Below are 17,274 nucleotides of genomic sequence, written 5' to 3' on the forward strand. Positions count from 1 at the left end.
GATGTACACAGCGACAGTGATCCTGGCGGCGGTGCTCGGCGTGGCGGTGATCGCCATGGGCGCCCTCTACCTGTTCGGACCGGCCGCCAACGCCAGGGGCTTCGGCCTGCCCGAATGGCCGGCGGGCGCCCTTGCGGCGTGGCTGAACGTCAAGGGCGCCAGGGACCTGGCCATGGGGGTTGCCGTCCTGGTCGTGCTGGCCACAGCCGGCCCGCACGCCTTGGGCTGGTACCTGCTGGTCTCCGCCCTGGTTCCCGTCGGTGACGCCATCATCGTGCTTCGCCACGGCGGTTCGAAGGTGCTGGCCCTGGCCATGCACGGCGGCACCGCGGCCGTAGTCCTCGCGGTGTCCGCCGTGCTGCTGTCAGCCGGGTGACGCCTACTTGTTCGTCGAGTACGAGTGGGCGCCGGTGCCGGCGAGCTTGCCGCCGTCGACGATCAGGTATTCGTCGCGGATGGCCTCACCGGCGAACCAGTTCTCCAGGATCTCGCGGGCGCCGGCGGCGTAGCGGGCCTGGGCGGACAGGGTGGAGCCGGAGATGTGCGGGGTCATGCCGTGGTGGGGCATGGCGCGCCACGGGTGGTCGGCCGGCGCTGGCTGCGGGAACCAGACGTCGCCGGCGTAGCCGGCCAGCTGCCCGGACTCCAGGGCCCGCACCACGGCGTCCCGGTCGGCGATCTTGCCACGGGCGGTGTTGATCAGGTAGGCCCCACGCTTCATGCTGCCGATGAGCTTGTCGCCGAACAGGCCCTCGGTCTCGGGGTGCAGCGGGGCGTTGATCGTCACGACGTCGCAGAACGGGACCATGTCGGCGGCGCTGGCGTGGAACGTGAGCCCGAGCTCCTCCTCCACCTCCCGCGGCAGCCGGTGCCGGTCGGTGTAGTGCAGGTGCACGTCGAACGGCTTGAGCCGGCGCAGCACCGCGGCGCCGATGCGCCCGGCGGCGACGGTGCCCACGTGCATGCCCTCGACGTCGTAGGCCCGGGCCACGCAGTCGGCGATGTTCCAGCCGCCGTCCAGCACCACCTGGTGCGACGGCAAGTAGTTGCGCACCAACGACAGGATCATCATCACCACGTGCTCGGCGACGCTGATGCTGTTGCAGTAGGTGACCTCGGCGACGGTGACGCCGTGCTCGATGGCGGCGTCCAGGTCGACGTGGTCGGATCCGATGCCGGCGGTGACCGCGAGCTTGAGCTCGGGGGCCCGGGCGAAACGCTCGGCGGTCAGGTAGGCCGGCCAGAACGGTTGGGAGATCACGATGTCGGCGTCGGCCAGCTCGCGGTCGAATGCCGAGTCCTCCCCGTCCTTGTCCGAGGTGACGACCAGCGTGTGCCCCTGGCTCTCCAGGTAGGCCCGCAGCCCGAGCTCGCCGGTAACGCTGCCGAGCAGGCGCCCGGGCGTGAAGTCGACGCCACGCGGCGTCGGCAGGGTCTGGCCGCCGGGATAGCCGTCCAGGTGCGGCAGGTCGTCCCTGGCATAGGAGGTCGGGTACCCGGTGGTCGGGTCGTCGTACAGCACGCACAGCACCTTTGCCATGGCAGACCCCGAATTCTCACGTCGCGAGTGGGTTCCTCAAGACCATGCGCGCGTCGGCCGGGCGCCGTCAAAACGTTGTTTCCTATCCCGGGATAGCCCGCTTCTATCGCAGGCTGTGCTCATCACAGATGGCGAGCCAGCACCCCGTCCAGCACGCCGCGCACGTCCACGTCACGGGCGATGTCGACCAGCGCCCGGGCCAGCATCGACTCCGGGTCGTGGCCGGCCACCACCAGGCCGATCCGGGGCGAGCGCGGCGGATCGTCCAGCCGGACGACGCGCATCCCTTGCGGCACACCGAACATGTGCAGCCACGCGTGCGAGATCACGCTCGACCACTGGCGCGAGGCCACATGCGCGTACAGCGCCGACACGGTGTCGGTCTCGATCGCCGGCACCACGGTCGCGCCGACCGAGGCGAACGTCTCGTCCAGGATCCGCCGGTTGCGCATCTGCCGCGACAGCAGGCACAACGGCACCGTCGCCGCCTCGGCCCAGCGCAGGCTGTCCCGGTCGGCGAACTTGCCGTCGTTCGGCGTCAGCAGCAGATACCGTTCCTGGTAAAGGGGAATCACCAGTCGCCCGGGCTCGTCACCGTCCACATAGGTCATCGCGATGTCCAGTTCGAACTCCGCCAGCCGGCGGGTGATCTCCGTGGACGGCAACGACTCCAGCGTGATCCGGGCGTGCGGGTGCCGTTGGCAGAACGGCGTGGTCAGCAGCGGCGCCACCGTCAGCGCGGTCGGGATCGCGCCGACCCGCAGCACCCCCGACAGGCTGCCGCGCATGGTCGACAGGTCCTGGCGCAGCGCGTCGCACTCGGCCAGGATCCGGTTGGCCCACAGCAGCACCCGCTCCCCCTCCGGGGTCAGGCCCTCGTAGCGCCGGCCCCGCTGCACGATGGGCACGTCCAGCTCGTGCTCCAGCTTGCGGATCGCCGCCGACAGCGACGGCTGCGACACATGGCACGCCGCCGCGGCCCGGGCGAAGTGCCGCTCCCGGGCCAGCGCGACCAGATATTCCAACTGACGCAACAGCACGGCACAGCATGCCCCGGATCGGCGAGCTCGTGCTACTCCAGGGGAGTAGCGTCGCCGGCATGGATTACCTCCGCCTCGGCCGGAGCGGGCTGTCGGTCTCCAAGGTCGTGCTCGGCTGCATGAGCTTCGGCGACCCCGCCCGCGGCACCCACCAGTGGTCCTTCGGCATCGACGAGTCCCGGCCGTACTTCAAGCAGGCCATCGAATCCGGCATCACCACCTTCGACACCGCCAACGTCTACAGCCTGGGCGCCAGCGAGGAGATCACCGGCGCGCTGCTGCGCGAGTTCGCCAAACGCGACGAAGTGGTCATCGCCACCAAGGTCCGCGGCCTGATGGGCCCCGGCCCCAAGGGCGTCGGCCTGTCCCGCGCCGCGATCATGACCCAGGTCGACGAGAGCCTGCGCCGGCTGGGCACCGACTACATCGACCTCTACCAGATCCACCGCTACGACAACGACGTGCCCATCGAAGAGACCATGGAGGCCCTGCACGACGTGGTCAAGGCCGGCAAGGCCCGCTACATCGGCGCCTCCTCGATGTGGACCTGGCAGTTCGCCCAGATGCAACACGCCGCCGACCGGCACGGCTGGACCCGCTTCGTGTCCATGCAGAACCAGTACAACCTGCTCCAACGCGAGGAGGAGCGGGAAATGCTGCCGTACTGCCAGGACCAGGGCGTCGGCGTGATCCCGTGGAGCCCGCTGGCCCGCGGCCGCCTGACCCGCGACCCCGAGGAGCAGACCACGCGCAGCGGCAGCGACGGCTTCAGCAAGATCCTCTACGACCAGACCGCCGAGGCCGACCGGGCGATCATCGACGCGGTCGCGGCCATCGCCACCGATCGCGGCGTGCCGCGGGCGCAGGTGGCGCTGGCGTGGATGATGGGCAAGCCGTCGGTCACCGCGCCGATCGTCGGCACGACCAAGCCGCATCACCTCACCGACGCGGTCGCCGCCGTCGACCTCAAGCTCACCGCCGACGAGGTGCAGCGGCTGGAGGAGCACTACACCGCGCGTCCGGCCTCCGGGTTCTGACCTGTGGCTGTCCGGGATTCCGAGGCCGGCGGACGGGATTCCGGACAGCCATAATGGCGTCATGTCGGAGTACAGCCGCGATTCGCGGTACATCACCACCCGGATCACCGCCGACGGCCGGGACGGCTACCCGGTCGAACCCGGCCGCTACCGACTCGTGGTCGCGCGGGCCTGCCCGTGGGCCAACCGGATGATCATCGTGCGGCGGCTGCTTGGCCTGGAGGACGTGCTGTCCATGGGCATCTGCGGGCCGACCCACGACGAGCGCAGCTGGACGTTCGACCTCGACCCGGACGGCCGGGACCCGGTGCTGGGCATCGAACGGCTCCAGGAGGCCTACTTCAAGCGGTTCCCCGGCTACGAGCGGGGCATCACCGTGCCGGCCATCGTGGAGATCGCCACCGGCGAGGTCGTCACCAACGACTTCGCGCAGATGACCATCGACCTGTCCCTGGAGTGGACGGCGTATCACCGCGAGGGCGCCCCGCAGCTGTACCCCGAGGCCCTGCGGGAGGAGATCGACGAGGTCAACGACCTCGTGTACCGGGACGTCAACAACGGCGTCTACCGGGCCGGTTTCGCCAGCGACCAGGACGCGTACGAGAAGGCCTACCGGCGGCTGTTCGACCGGCTGGACTGGCTCAGCGACCGGCTGGCCGGGCAGCGCTACCTGGTCGGCGACACCGTCACCGAGGCCGACGTGCGGCTGTTCACCACGCTGGCCCGGTTCGATTCCGTGTACCACAACCACTTCAAGTGCAACCGGAGCAAGCTGTCGGAGATGCCGGTGCTGTGGGCGTACGCGCGGGACCTGTTCCAGACGCCGGGTTTCGGCGACACCACCGACTTCGTGCAGATCAAGCGGCACTACTACGAGGTGCACCGCATGATCAATCCCACCGGCGTGGTGCCGGCCGGCCCTGACCTGCGCAACTGGCTCACGCCGCACGGCCGGGAAGCCCTGGGCGGCCGCCCGTTCGGCGACGGCGCCCCGCCCGGGCCGCCGTCGGCCGCCGAGACCGTGCCGCCGGCCAACGGTCCGGTCGCCGCGTGATCAGCTGATCGCCGACCGCAGGTGGTTCAGCGGGTCCGCCACGTGGAACGGCCGCTCCGTCGGTTCGATGCCGACCAGGAAGTCGTGGTAGACCGCCGCACCTCGCAGCGCGACGAGCGGGCGCTTGACCGCGAGCGCCCGCTCCGGCTCGCAGCCGGGAATCTCCTTGCGCCACAAGGCACTCCAGCGCTCGTCCAGCTCAGGGCCGCGCAGGTCCAGCACCGGGTGCCCGATCACGCTGTCCGGCCAGTCGAGGATCACCCGGCGCGTGCCGTCGGATCGCACATTGCCCGGGTGGAAGTCCCCGTGCACCAGGCTGTCCGGGATGCCGCAGTCGGCCAACTGTTCGAACCGCTGCGGCAGGCCGTCCACCAGCTTCGCCAGCCGCTGCCGCTCATCGGCCGCCAGCTGCTCCGCGTACGCGTCGATGGTCGCGGAAACCCTTTCGATGAACGGATTTTCGCGCCAGTCTGGCACGCCCAGCGCTATCAGCTCGTCGACGTGGCCGGCGGCCAGCGCCTGGATCTCGACCAGGTCGACCGCCATCTCGACCACTTCCGCCGGCTCGGCATCGTACTGGTCGATGCCCGGCACATGGGCCATGAGCAGCCTCGACCCGTCCGCCTTGAGCACTCGTGGCACCAGATCCGGCACGTGCTTTCCCAGCCATTCCAACACGATCGCCTCATGCTTCAAGAATGGTGGAGCTTCCTTCAGCCAGGCCCCGTCCAACCGCCACACCGAGGACAGGTGCCAGGTCCGTTGCTGCACACCGGTTTCCGCCCCGGCCCACCGCAGTGACGCCGCCGGGCCACCGGGTTGCGCCCACGTCATCCGCAGCGGATGCGGCTTGATCCAGTCCGGGTCGAACGGCCCCAGATCCAGGGCCGGGCCGTCATATTCGGCCAGATACGTGATTCCCCCACCGTGCGGCAACGGATTCTCCGACGCCACCAGCCGCAGCACCACCACGTCGATGCCGAGTTCGTCGCGCGCCCCCTCGACCACCGGCTGGACTTCCTGCCACCACTGCGGTTCCACGTCGTAGGGACGCGTCGTGCCCAGCGGTTCCCCGTTCGGTTTCACCAACGCCAGCGTGACTCTGCGCCCCATGGGCCGATTCTCACATCCGGCGACAACCGATTATCGGCTGAGAACGGGCTCGAAGTCGGGGAGCACCAGCGCCGAGTAGGCGGGCTTGTCCGCCTCGGTCGGCATTGTGGTGGCCGCGCGCAGCGCCTCGTTGCGCGCGGCCAGGATCTCAGCGGTGGCCGGCAGAAGGCCGGCGCTTCCCTCGGTGGCCAGCGCCTGGTTCAGCTCCGCGAACTCCCGGGTGTCGCGCTCGTAGGCGGCGAACGCGCTGGTGTGGTCGGGATTGGTGGCCAGCGCGCCGGCCAGCATGTACGCGCCGACGAGGGCGATGCTCGTGCCCTGTCCGGACAGGAACGACGGGGCGTGGGCGGCGTCGCCGGTGAGGGCGACCCGGCCGCTCGACCAGCGCGGCAGGTGGATCTGGCTGACGATGTCGAAGAACAGGTCGTCGGCGGTGCGCATTTCGGCGACCAGGCGCGGAATCTCCCACTGCTGCTCGGGAAACATCGAGGCGACCAGCTCGCGCTGCGCGGCCGGGTCGCGGAAGGCCTCGAACGGCGGCTCCGGGCGGGCGAAGCTCAGGAACCCGTGCAGCTGGTCCTCGTCCCGGACGGCGTAGAGGATGCCGGCCCGGCCCGGCGTGTTCCAGATGACCCCCTCGTGGGAGAGGCCGAGGTCGTTGGGCACGGTGAAGCCGGCGAAGCAGTAGCCGAGGTAGCGGTGGAACTGCTCCTCTGGACCGAACACGAGGTTGCGGACCCCGGAGTGCAGGCCGTCGGCGCCGATGACGAGGTCGAAGGTGCGGCGGGCGCCACTGTGGAACGTGACGTCGACCCGATCCTCGTGCTGGTCAAGAGTCGCGATGGAGTCGTTGAAGACGAACTCGACGTCGTCGCGGACGGTGTTGTACAGGGCCGAGGTGAGGTCGCCGCGGCGAATCTCCAGGTCACGGCCGACCACGCCGCCGGCGATGACCTCGTTCCGGACGGTCGCGACCCGGCTGCCGTCGGCGTTGAGGAAGGTGAGCGTGCGGGTGTCCACGTTGGCCGCCCGGAGCTCGGGCAGGATGCCCATGCGCTCGACCACGCCCAGCGCCGTGCCGCGGATGTCGATCGGGTAGCCGCCACTGCGCACCGTCGCGGCCTTCTCCACCACCGTGACCTCGAAGCCGTAGCGGTGCAGCCAGTAGGCCAGCACCGGGCCGGCGACACTGGCCCCGGAGATCAGGATCTTGCCCCTCATCGTCACTCCTAGATAGGTAAGTTAGGTATGCTTTCCGAACGCGGCGGCGACCCCTCGTCGCCGGCGTGCCCTGCCGCAACTATATACCTAACTTAGGTATCTAACGAGGGTGTGATGGACAACACTGCCGACGGCCCGCTCGACCTGGCCGCCCTGCTGCCCCGCCTGGCCCAGCTCGGAGCCCTGGCCAGCCGCAGCCACCTGGTGGAACGCGTCATGGAGCGGGCCGGCATCACCCTCGACCGGCCGGCCGTGACCGTCCTGGTCACCGTCGAGAACGCCGGCCACCCCCTGCGCGTCGGCGAGATCGCCAAACGCATGCAGGTCGTCGGCCCCCACGTCACCCGCGTCCTGCACGACCTCGAACGCCTCGACCTGGCCCGCCGCGTCCCCGACCCCGACGACCGCCGCGCCCAGCTCATCGAGCTCACCCCCGCCGGCGCCGACACCGCCCGCCGCTACATCGACACCGTCTTCGCCTGGCTCACCGAGGCCCTCGCCGACTGGCCCGACACCGACCGCCAGACCCTCAGCCGCCTGCTCACCCGCTTCCTCGACGACCTAGCCACCCACCTGGCCGCCACCGAGTGACCTGCCTTCAGTCCCAATGCCGTCCGAACTCGGCCAGCTCCCGACCGTGCTCGATGCGCCGCGACCACTCGGCCGGCCACCAGTCGAAGCCGTGCGCCGCACCACCGAAAGCGCCGGCCAGACAGGCGATGGAGTCCGAGTCGCCGACCGTGGTCGCGGCACGGGCGAGCATCCCGATCGGGTCCTCCGGGAACAGCAGGAAGCAGTGCACGGCAGTGGCCAGGGCCTCCTCGGCGATCCAGCCCTCGCCGGTCCGCAGACACGGATCGGCCTCGCGGTCGGGTGACACGAGGGCGGCCTTGAGTGCGCCCAGCGCCACCAGGCACTCATCCCAGCCCCGGGCGATGAACTCCGCCGGGCTGTCCACCCCCGGCCGCATCCACAGGTCGGCCAGCCAGTCCTCGTGATAGACCGTCCGCTGCTCCCGGCACCGGTCGATCAACGCGTCCGGCAGCTCCGCCGGCCGCATTCCGTTACGCAGCCAGTGAATCGCCAGCGCCGTCAGCTCGCTCGCCGCCAACGCCGTCGGATGCCCGTGCGTCAGCGCCGCCTGGAACTGCGCCGCCGCCACCCGCTCCACCTCGCCCAGCCCCGGCATCAGCCCCATCGGCGCCACCCTCATGTTCGCGCCGCACCCCTTCGAGGTCTCCCCCGTCGCCCTCCGCCACGGCACCCCCGCCGCCAACAGCTCACATGCCCGCAGACACGTCATCCCCGGCGCTCGGTTGTTCTCCGGGCTGTCCACCCACTCCACGAACTCCCGCCGCAACGCCCGCTCCAACGCCCCCGGCTCCAGCCGCCCCCGCACCGGCATCGCCCGCGCCACCGCCAGCGTCATCTGCGTGTCGTCCGTGACCAACGCCGGCTCCCCCACCAGCTCCCTCGGTCCGCCCTCCCCGTACCGCCGCACGATCTCCCCCACCGACAAGAACTCCGTCGGCGCCCCCATCGCGTCCCCGTACGCCAACCCGAACAGACTCCCCGTCGCCCTCACCGACCGATTCTCACACCGTCGTGATCACGGGACCACCGACTCAGAGCAACCCGTGCTGACATGCCCAGGACGGGAATTCCGGCCCGGTGCACGGCAAGCGCATGCCGGTCGCACTGAGCATGTCGACCAGGTTGCCGGCCGCCGTCACCGTCAGTTTCCCGTCTCGGCAAGCCCTGGCGAGCAGCCAGACCGTGCCGTGCACCTCGACCCCGAATGTGCGCGCTACGCGGGTGGCGGTTCGATCGTCAGTGATCGCGGTCGCCCGGCGCAGCTCCGCCACGGCGAACACACTGGCTTCCCCCACATTGTGTTCGCCCGCACCGATCCTGTCCGCCCACGCGACGAAGCACTCCAGTTCCGTGATGGACTCAAGCCGGACGGGACTGATCCACTCCAGTTCGAGCGCGGCCTGAAGATCGGGATGAGTTGCCACTCCCGCACGAATCTCGTCCAGCACCACGTAGGTCGTGCAGCACTCGTCGCCGACCAACAGGTCGCGCAGCACGTCGAGCCGGTCGATCCGAGCGAAGTGGTTCAGACACATGGCATCCAGGACCAGCACGGAACGCGGCGCGTCCGAGGCACTCACGGCTCGAATCCCAGGTCCGCCTTGGCCGGCAGGTCGTCGATCGTGATCTGGCCGTGCATCAGTTCGACGGCACGATCGGACGTGATGAAATCGTCCCGCCACGCCTGCATCACGGCATGGGCGTAACTCGGTGGAACCCGCACCGCTGCCAGGTCGGCCTGCGGCGCCCATCCCACTGCTTCACGCAATTCGGCGCGGGTCGGCGCGACCGAGGACCACTTGCCGACGAGACCTGGTTCGATGACTCCCGCACGACAGGCCTGGCGCACGGCGAGTGACCACGAGGTTCGATAGGTCGCCGCAAGTCTGGTCAGAGCGTCCCGCAGGTCACCGGCGGAGGTCTCCTTCGCGACAACATCGGTCGGCAGAAGGAACTCCGCGGCGAACGCGTCCACCACACTCTCACGGTCGGCGCGAGACATGCCCACGGCGAGGTCGCTGGAGTACTCGTCGCCCAGAACCATGTGGCCGAGCTCGTGCGCGGCGGTCGTCCGCCGCCTGCCTGGATCTGGCTGCTGGCTGACCACCGCGACCGCGACGTCGCCGTCGATCAGTGAGGCTCCCTCGCCGGGGAGGTCCGTCACGAGCACCAACTGGCCGGCGCGCTCGCAGGCCGACATCAAGGTTTCAACGGGTTCGAGCTGAAGATCGAGACGCTGACGAGTCCAGAGCGCGACTTCCCGTGCGGCGTCCGTGTCTCGCACCGTGCCCGTGTACGTCAGCATGGGCTCCGGTCGCAACTGGCCAGACTCGATCAACTGGCGCACATCGCGCAGCCAGGCCAACAGCTTGGCTTCGATCTGATACGCCTGGCGGGCAGCTCCCGTGTCGGTGTCATCCACGAGCTGCGCGCGCCTGGACAGCACCTGTGGCCGTCGATGCAGGAAGTGACTCATCGGCAGGCCCAAGGCGGACGACAGACGGGCCAGTTCGAGCGCGTCCACTCGTCGATCGCCTGCTTCGATCTTCGCGATCTTGGTGCGCTCCAGACGTACCGCGCGAGCAAGGTCGTCCTGGGACAAGCCCGCGGCCAGGCGACTCTCCCGCACGCGCTCGCCGATGTCAGACCACTCCACGTCCTCCACCATCGTGCGATTATCGCACACGTCAGGCGCCTATCGCGAGCAGTGGGCCGGACAGCCCGGTCGGTCCTTGCCGGAGAGCCGCCAAGCGGGGTGTCGATCACACGTCGACACCCCGCCTGAACAGGAATCTCAGCTCGGAACAGCGCTCACATCAGCTGCAGCCGGAGGTGCTGCCGCAGCCTTCGCAGACGTAGCAGGAGCCGGCGGGACGCATCTTGGTGCCGCAGGTCATGCAGAGCGGGGCGTCGGCGGCCTTGCCGAGGGTGAGCTCGATGAGCTCGGTGGAGCTGTGGGCCTGGGCGGCGGGCTTGGCCTTCTCCACGGCCTTGTCGGCGGCGGGGGCCTCGACGCCGACCTGGAGGGCCTCCAGGTCGACCTGGCCGTAGTCGGAGCTGACCTGGGCGGTGCGCTCGTCGGCGGTGAAGATGCCGAGCTCGGCCCGCTTGTCGTAGGGCAGGTAGTCCAGGGCCAGGCGCCGGAACAGGTAGTCGACGACGCTGGTGGCGATGCGCACGTCGGGGTCGTCGGTCATGCCGTTGGGCTCGAAGCGCTGGTTCTGGAACTTGGAGACGTAGAACTCCAGCGGGATGCCGTATTGCAGACCCACCGAGATGGACATGGAGAAGGCGTCCATGACACCGGCGAGGGTGGAGCCCTGCTTGCCGAGCTTGATGAAGATCTCGCCCAGGCCGTCGTCGGGGTAGGAGCCGGCGTGCAGGTAGCCCTCGGCCCCGCCGACGGTGAACGAAACGGTCTGCGACGGGCGCTTCTTGGGCAGGCGCTTGCGGACCGGGCGGTACTCGATGACGGTCTCGGCGGCCTTGGCCTCCGAGGAGGACGAGTTGCCCTTGCCGGCGGACAGCGGCTGGCCGACCTTGCAGTTGTCGCGGTAGATGGCCAGCGCCTTCAGACCCAGCTTCCAGCCCTGGAAGTAGATCTCCTGCACGTCCTCGACGGTCGCCGACTCCGGCATGTTGACGGTCTTGGAGATGGCGCCGGAGATGAACGGCTGCACGGCGGCCATCATCCGGACGTGGCCCATGGGCGCGATGGAGCGCTCGCCCATGGCGCAGTCGAACACCTCGTAGTGCTCGGGCCGCAGGCCGGGGGCGTCGATGACGTGGCCGTGCTCGCCGATGAACTCGACGATGGCCTCGATCTGCTCCTGCTGGTAGCCCAGGGCCTTCAGCGCGCGCGGCACGGTCTGGTTGACGATCTGCATGGAGCCGCCGCCGACCAGCTTCTTGAACTTGACCAGGGCCAGGTCGGGCTCGATGCCGGTGGTGTCGCAGTCCATCATCAGGCCGATGGTGCCGGTGGGCGCGAGCACGCTGGCCTGCGCGTTGCGCCAGCCGTTGCGGGCGCCGACCTCGAGGCCCTTCTGCCACTCGCCGGTGGCCAGCTTCTGGACGGCGGCGTCGTTCGAGTGGTACGTGCGGATGAGGTCGTTGGCGGCGGCGTGCTTGCGCATGACCCGCTGGTGGGCCTCGGCGTTCTGCTTGTAGCCCTCGTACGCGCCGACGACGCCGGCCAGCTCGGCGGAGCGCCGGTAGGCGGTGCCGGTCATCAGCGAGGTGATGGCCGCGGCCAGCGCCCGGCCGCCTTCGGAGTCGTAGGCGTGGCCGGTGGCCATCAGCAGCGCGCCCAGGTTGGCGTAGCCGATGCCCAGCTGGCGGAACTTGCGCGTGGTGTCGGCGATCGGCTCGGTCGGGAAGTCCGCGAAGCAGATGGAGATGTCCATCGCGGTGATGACCAGCTCGACGGCCTTGGCGAAGCGCGGCGCGTCGAAGGTGCCGTCCTCGCGCAGGAACTTCATCAGGTTCAGCGACGCCAGGTTGCAGCTGGAGTTGTCCAGGTGCATGTACTCGCTGCACGGGTTGGACGCGGTGATCCGGCCCGACTCGGGGCAGGTGTGCCAGTCGTTGATGGTGCCGTCGTACTGGATGCCCGGGTCGGCGCAGGCCCACGCGGCCTGGGAGAGCTTGCCCCACAACGACTTCGCGTCGACGTGCTCGATGACCTCGCCGGTCTGCCGGGCCCGCAGCCCGAACTGGCCGCCGGCCTCGACGGCGTGCATGAACTCGTCGGACACGCGCACCGAGTTGTTGGCGTTCTGGTACTGCACGGACACGATGTCCTTGCCGCCCAGGTCCATGTCGAACCCGGCGTCCCGCAGCGCGCGGACCTTGTCCTCCTCGCGCATCTTGGTCTCGATGAACTCCTCGACGTCCGGGTGGTCCACGTCGAGCACGACCATCTTGGCCGCGCGCCGGGTGGCGCCGCCGGACTTGATGGTGCCGGCCGAGGCGTCGGCCCCGCGCATGAAGGAGACCGGGCCGGACGCGGTGCCGCCGGAGGACAGCAGCTCCTTGGACGAGCGGATACGGGACAGGTTCAGGCCGGCGCCCGAGCCGCCCTTGAAGATCAGGCCCTCTTCCCGGTACCAGTTGAGGATCGACTCCATGGTGTCGTCCACGGCCAGGATGAAGCAGGCGCTGACCTGCTGCGGCGAGGCGGTGCCGACGTTGAACCACACCGGCGAGTTGAAGCTGAACACCTGGTGCAGAAGCATCCAGGTCAGCTCGTGCTCGAAGATCTCGGCGGCCTTGTCGTCGGCGAAGTAGTCGTGCTCGACGCCGGCCTTCACATACTTGTGCACGACCCGGTCGATCAGCGTGCGCAGGCTGCGCTCGCGCACGTCGGTGCCGACCGCGCCACGGAAGTACTTGCTGGTCACGATGTTGGTCGCGTTGACCGACCAGAAGTCGGGGAACTCCACGCCGCGCTGCTCGAAGTTGACCGAGCCGTCGCGCCAGTTCGTCATGACGACGTCGCGGTGCTCCCAGGTCACCTCGTCATAGGGATGGACGCCCTCGGTCGTGTAGACCCGCTGCACGTTCAGCCCCGACTTACTGACGGCCTTCGTCATGACCGTGCCCTCTCGTTCCGTTTTGGTGCGCGTCAACATGGCCGTCCCGCGCGCGGGACGGCGAAACCTTCGTCTGGTCATCGGTTAGGTCGCAGGCTCCCGGTCTGCGTCGAACTCGGCGCGCTTGAGCTCGGCGATCTCCTTCTCGAAGTCCTCGACCGAGGAGAACGAGCGGTAGACGCTGGCGAAGCGCAGGTAGGCGACCCCGTCCAGGTCACGCAGCGGGCCGAGGATGGCCAACCCGACCTCGTGACTGGGAATCTCGGCGCAGCCGGTGGAGCGGATCGACTCCTCGACCCGCTGCGCGAGTTGCTGCAGGGCGTCCTCGTCGACGGGCCGGCCCTGGCAGGCGCGTCGAACGCCGGTGACGACCTTGTCCCGGCTGAACGGCTCGGTGACCCCGGACCGCTTGACCACGGCCAGCACCGCCTCCTCGACGGTGGTGAACCGACGGCTGCACTGGGAGCACGAGCGGCGCCGGCGGATCGCCTGGCCCTCCTCGACCTCCCGCGAATCCACCACCCGGGAGTCCGGATGCCGACAGAACGGGCATCGCACGGCGCCAACCCCTCCCCGACCTGCAGCGGTCGCAGTAGTCCACAGGTTGGGGGCGGTTACCCACAACTTGTGGATGACGACGACGCTGCTACCCACTAGATGTAGGGGTAGAAGGTATGCCTCGCGGAGCCCGGAAGCAAACCGCGACACGCCGTCCGACCACGTCGTGAGAGAGATGATGCGCCGAATGTCACTCGGGCACTCGGGTGAAACAACGATCGGGTGATGTGCTAGGCGGGAACCACGAGCGGCTGGCCGGCGTGCAGAGCGCGATCGGCCAGGTGGTTGAGCGCGACGATACGGTCCACGACGTCGCCGACGGGGCTGTTCGGGGCGACCCGGTGGGCCAGCTGGGGCAGCGTCTCACCGGCCTGGGCCTGCACGGTGGCCACACCCGAGGGCACCGGCTGCGAGCCGGCGGAGGACAGGCCGTTCACGGCGGCCAGGCCGAGGCAGGTGACGAAGGTCAGCACGCCGACCAGAGCCAGCTGAAGGCCGCCGGACATGCGTCGGGGAGCGCAGTTGGCGGCGGCGGCGACACCGGGGGCGACGACCGGGCGGGGGCGGCCGGGAGGGCGGCGGAAGTCGCCCGCACCGGTGCGCAGCACCCGGGTGCGGCGGGTTCCGGGCCTGATCAGCAGCTCCTGGGTCGCCATTTCGCCTCCCATGATCGAACAGGCGTTCTATCGAACGTCCGTGCGAAGATGTACCACACCGGGGCCGCCGGGTCGAGACTTGCGCGGCGTGTCCTTCGAACAGGTGTTTGATCGAATCGGCCCGGCGGGCTACCGTGGAGCCTGAAGATCACCGGGTGGTGGGGCGTCGACAGGGAGGTCGGCGTCGATGAGGAGGGCAGCGTGATGGCACGCAAGAGCGCCGATGGCGACGTAGGAGGTCCCGTGGCCGAGGTCGAGGTGATGGACGAGGGGGAGGACTCGCCGTCCCAGGACCCGCGGCTGACCCCGCGTCAGCGCAAGGTGCTGCGCGTGATCCAGGAGTCGGTCGAGCGGCGCGGCTACCCGCCGAGCATCCGCGAGATCGGCGACGCGGTCGGCCTGACCTCGACCTCCTCGGTGTCGCACCAGCTGAAGATGCTGCAGCGCAAGGGTTACCTGCACCGCGACGCCAACCGGCCGCGCGCGGTCGGCATGCTGTCCGGCGACGGGCCGGCCGAGGCCGCGCCGGTGACCGGGGCGCAGCCGGTCTACGTGCCGCTGGTCGGCCGGATCGCCGCCGGTGGGCCGATCCTGGCCGAGCAGTCCTTCGAGGACGTGTTCCCGCTGCCGAAGGAGATCGTCGGCGAGGGCTCGCTGTTCCTGCTCAAGGTGGTCGGCGACTCGATGGTCGACGCCGCCATCACCGACGGCGACTGGGTGGCGGTGCGCCAGCAGCCGACCGCCGAGAACGGCGACGTGGTGGCCGCGATGATCGACGGCGAGGCCACCGTGAAGACGTTCAAGCGGCGCGAGGACCACGTCTGGCTGATGCCGCACAACGAGGCCTACCAGCCCATTCTCGGTGACGAGGCCGAGATCCTGGGCAAGGTCGTCGCGGTCCTGCGCCGCCTCTGACCCCCGTCTTAAGTGTAGGAAGGGGGCTTTCCTCCACTCTGAGTGGAGGAAAGCCCCCTTCCTACACTTCGGGTGGCGATATGTTCGGGCGGCGATATGAAGGGGCCCTTCCTGACGTTGAGCGTCAGGAAGGGCCCCTTCATATCGTTCCGGCGCGTCAGCTCGTGGTCGGCTGCTGCACGGGACTCGTCACGGGGTTGGTCGCCACGGTGGGCTGCGCCGCCGGGAGCGGCTCGGCCACCTGGGCCGTCGACGCCGGCTGGGCCGGAGTCTCGGCCGGCGTCGGCTCGCCGTCGATGCCCGCCTTCATCTCGGCCTTGAAGATGCGCAGCGACTGTCCGATGCCGCGAGCCGCGTCAGGCAGCTTCCGCGCGCCGAACAGCACGACGAACACCAGCGCCACGATCGCCAGGTGCCAGGGGCTGAACTCGCCCATAGCCGATCCTCCTCACCGCATGAACCTCGTCCCCCTACAGTAACCGCCGCGGAACCCGGTTGGTACTCAGGCAGGTGAGCCGTTCACGGCATACGCCTCCAATGCACCGGCGAGATCGGCGCGGACCCGGGCCTTGAGCACGGTGCCCTCCGGCGTGTGGTCCTCGGCCAGCACCTCGCCCTGCGCGTGCACCCGGGCCACCAGCTCGCCCCGCGTGTACGGCACGAGCACCTCGACCACCATGTTCGGGGCCGGGATCCGGCCCGCGATCTCGTCCCGCAGGCCGTCGACCCCGTCGCCGGTGCGGGCCGACACGAAGACCGCCCCCGGCAGCAGGTTGCGCAGCCGGGCCAGGGCCACCTCGTCGGCGGCGTCGGTCTTGTTGACCACGACCAGCTCGGCCGGCATGGACCGGTTGAGCTTGCCGCCGATCTCGCCGAGCACCTCGCGCACGGCGTTGACCTGCCACTCCGGCCGCGGGTCGGAGCCGTCGACCACGTGCAGCAGCAGGTCGGCGTCGGCGGCCTCCTCCAGGGTGGAGCGGAACGCCTCGACGATCTGGTGCGGCAGGTGCCGGACGAAGCCGACGGTGTCGGTCAGCGTGTAGGACAGGCCGTCCGGGGTCTGCGAGCGCCGGGTGGTCGGGTCCAGGGTGGCGAACAGGGCGTCCTCCACCAGCACACCGGCCTGCGTGATGGCGTTGAGCAGGCTGGACTTGCCGGCGTTGGTGTAGCCGACGATCGCCACGTTGGGCACGTCGTTGGCCACCCGCCGGCCGCGCTTGGTCTCCCGCACCACGCCCATCGCGGCGATCTCCTTGCGCAGCTTGGAGATCCGCTTGTGGATGCGGCGGCGGTCGGTCTCCAGCTTGGTCTCACCGGGACCGCGCAGACCCACACCGCCGGTCGCGCCGCCGGCGCGGCCGCCGGCCTGCCGGGACATGGCCGAGCCCCAGCCGCGCAGCCGCGGCAGCAGGTACTGCAGCTGGGCCAGCTCGACCTGGGCCTTGCCCTCCTTGGACTGGGCGTGCTGGGCGAAAATGTCCAGGATCAGGGCGGTCCGGTCGACCACCTTGACCTTGAGCTTCTCCTCCAGGTTGCGCAGCTGGCCCGAGGACAGCTCACCGTCGCAGATGACCGTGTCGGCGCCGGTGGCGACGACCACGTCCCGCACCTCGCGCACCTTGCCCGAGCCGACGTAGGTGGCCGGGTCCGGGCGGTCACGCCGCTGGATCAGGCCCTCCAGCACCTGGGAGCCCGCCGTCTCGGCGAGCCGGGCCAGTTCGGCCAGCGAGGCCTCGGAGTCTGCGGCGCTGCCCTCGGTCCACACCCCGACGAGCACGACCCGCTCCAGGCGGAGCCGGCGGTACTCGACTTCGGTGATGTCCTCGAGTTCGGTGGACAGCCCCACGATGCGGCGCAGCGCCGCGCGGTCGGCGAGTTCAAGGTCGCCTGTCGACAGCAGCTCGTCGTCGGCCACGTCGTCAGGATCGAATGCGTAGGTATCCGTCATCTTG

Annotated in this window: 17 protein-coding genes; 5 read left to right on the forward strand and 12 right to left on the reverse strand. The window is 69.6% G+C overall.

Translation table 11 applies throughout. The features are described 5' to 3' along the window. The first annotated feature begins 1 nt into the window (after position 1). A complete protein-coding gene (locus ACIG5F_RS37265) occupies positions 2-376 on the forward strand; it encodes a DUF4267 domain-containing protein (protein WP_396524713.1) in 375 nt (124 codons plus the stop codon). Between the two features lie 3 nt (positions 377-379). Here ACIG5F_RS37265 and ACIG5F_RS37270 read toward each other — a convergent pair whose 3' ends face one another. Then, on the reverse strand, positions 380-1,540 hold the full coding sequence (locus tag ACIG5F_RS37270; RefSeq protein ID WP_396524714.1) for an NAD-dependent formate dehydrogenase: 1,161 nt from the start codon (positions 1,538-1,540) through the stop codon (positions 380-382). A gap of 122 nt (positions 1,541-1,662) precedes the next feature. Continuing rightward, positions 1,663-2,580, reverse strand: a complete 918-nt coding sequence (locus ACIG5F_RS37275) for a LysR family transcriptional regulator (protein WP_396524715.1) — start codon at positions 2,578-2,580, stop codon at positions 1,663-1,665. Between the two features lie 59 nt (positions 2,581-2,639). Between ACIG5F_RS37275 and ACIG5F_RS37280 the strand changes: the two genes are divergently transcribed. After that, positions 2,640-3,617: an aldo/keto reductase gene (locus ACIG5F_RS37280; RefSeq protein WP_396524716.1), complete on the forward strand. Its 978-nt coding sequence runs from the start codon at positions 2,640-2,642 to the stop codon at positions 3,615-3,617. Positions 3,618-3,678: 61 nt separating this feature from the next. Then, positions 3,679-4,671 carry a glutathione S-transferase family protein gene (locus ACIG5F_RS37285; RefSeq protein WP_396524717.1) on the forward strand — a complete coding sequence of 331 codons (993 nt, stop codon included), beginning with the start codon at positions 3,679-3,681 and terminating at the stop codon, positions 4,669-4,671. Here the strand turns inward: ACIG5F_RS37285 and ACIG5F_RS37290 are convergent, their stop codons facing one another. Both ACIG5F_RS37290 and ACIG5F_RS37295 read right to left on the reverse strand, forming a co-directional pair. Next, the gene (locus ACIG5F_RS37290; RefSeq protein WP_396524718.1) at positions 4,672-5,784 is read right to left on the reverse strand and encodes a phosphotransferase family protein; all 1,113 of its coding nucleotides are present in this window, start codon (positions 5,782-5,784) and stop codon (positions 4,672-4,674) included. A gap of 30 nt (positions 5,785-5,814) precedes the next feature. Then, a complete protein-coding gene (locus ACIG5F_RS37295; protein ID WP_396524719.1) occupies positions 5,815-7,005 on the reverse strand; it encodes an FAD-dependent monooxygenase in 1,191 nt (396 codons plus the stop codon). Positions 7,006-7,119: 114 nt separating this feature from the next. On the opposite strand from ACIG5F_RS37295, the gene ACIG5F_RS37300 reads away from it, so the two are divergent. Then, the gene (locus ACIG5F_RS37300; RefSeq protein WP_396524720.1) at positions 7,120-7,596 is read left to right on the forward strand and encodes a MarR family winged helix-turn-helix transcriptional regulator; all 477 of its coding nucleotides are present in this window, start codon (positions 7,120-7,122) and stop codon (positions 7,594-7,596) included. A 7-nt stretch (positions 7,597-7,603) separates the two neighbouring features. Here the strand turns inward: ACIG5F_RS37300 and ACIG5F_RS37305 are convergent, their stop codons facing one another. The 6 genes from ACIG5F_RS37305 to ACIG5F_RS37330 form a co-directional block, all read right to left on the reverse strand. Continuing rightward, positions 7,604-8,590 carry an ADP-ribosylglycohydrolase family protein gene (locus ACIG5F_RS37305; protein WP_396524721.1) on the reverse strand — a complete coding sequence of 329 codons (987 nt, stop codon included), beginning with the start codon at positions 8,588-8,590 and terminating at the stop codon, positions 7,604-7,606. A 40-nt stretch (positions 8,591-8,630) separates the two neighbouring features. Next, complete coding sequence (locus ACIG5F_RS37310) at positions 8,631-9,179, reverse strand: hypothetical protein (RefSeq protein WP_396524722.1); 549 nt, start codon at positions 9,177-9,179, stop codon at positions 8,631-8,633. Continuing rightward, positions 9,176-10,267 carry a helix-turn-helix domain-containing protein gene (locus ACIG5F_RS37315; protein WP_396524723.1) on the reverse strand — a complete coding sequence of 364 codons (1,092 nt, stop codon included), beginning with the start codon at positions 10,265-10,267 and terminating at the stop codon, positions 9,176-9,178. Before ACIG5F_RS37315 ends, ACIG5F_RS37310 begins: the two co-directional genes overlap by 4 nt. Positions 10,268-10,415: 148 nt before the next feature. Then, on the reverse strand, positions 10,416-13,193 hold the full coding sequence (locus ACIG5F_RS37320; RefSeq protein WP_396524724.1) for a vitamin B12-dependent ribonucleotide reductase: 2,778 nt from the start codon (positions 13,191-13,193) through the stop codon (positions 10,416-10,418). Positions 13,194-13,277: 84 nt separating this feature from the next. Further along, complete coding sequence (gene nrdR, locus ACIG5F_RS37325; RefSeq protein ID WP_396524725.1) at positions 13,278-13,751, reverse strand: transcriptional regulator NrdR; 474 nt, start codon at positions 13,749-13,751, stop codon at positions 13,278-13,280. Between the two features lie 230 nt (positions 13,752-13,981). Further along, positions 13,982-14,407: a LysM peptidoglycan-binding domain-containing protein gene (locus ACIG5F_RS37330; protein WP_396524726.1), complete on the reverse strand. Its 426-nt coding sequence runs from the start codon at positions 14,405-14,407 to the stop codon at positions 13,982-13,984. Positions 14,408-14,611: 204 nt separating this feature from the next. On the opposite strand from ACIG5F_RS37330, the gene lexA reads away from it, so the two are divergent. Further along, entirely contained in the window at positions 14,612-15,322 is a 711-nt protein-coding gene (lexA, locus tag ACIG5F_RS37335) for a transcriptional repressor LexA (RefSeq protein WP_396524727.1), read from the forward strand. A gap of 157 nt (positions 15,323-15,479) precedes the next feature. On the opposite strand, the gene tatA is transcribed toward lexA, so the two are convergent. Beyond that, the gene (tatA, locus tag ACIG5F_RS37340; protein ID WP_396524728.1) at positions 15,480-15,758 is read right to left on the reverse strand and encodes a Sec-independent protein translocase subunit TatA; all 279 of its coding nucleotides are present in this window, start codon (positions 15,756-15,758) and stop codon (positions 15,480-15,482) included. Between the two features lie 66 nt (positions 15,759-15,824). Beyond that, positions 15,825-17,270: a GTPase HflX gene (hflX, locus tag ACIG5F_RS37345; RefSeq protein WP_396524729.1), complete on the reverse strand. Its 1,446-nt coding sequence runs from the start codon at positions 17,268-17,270 to the stop codon at positions 15,825-15,827. Between the last annotated feature and the right edge of the window lie 4 nt (positions 17,271-17,274).

The organism is Kutzneria sp. NPDC052558 (assembly GCF_044547355.1).
In the GTDB taxonomy this organism is placed as follows: domain Bacteria; phylum Actinomycetota; class Actinomycetes; order Mycobacteriales; family Pseudonocardiaceae; genus Kutzneria.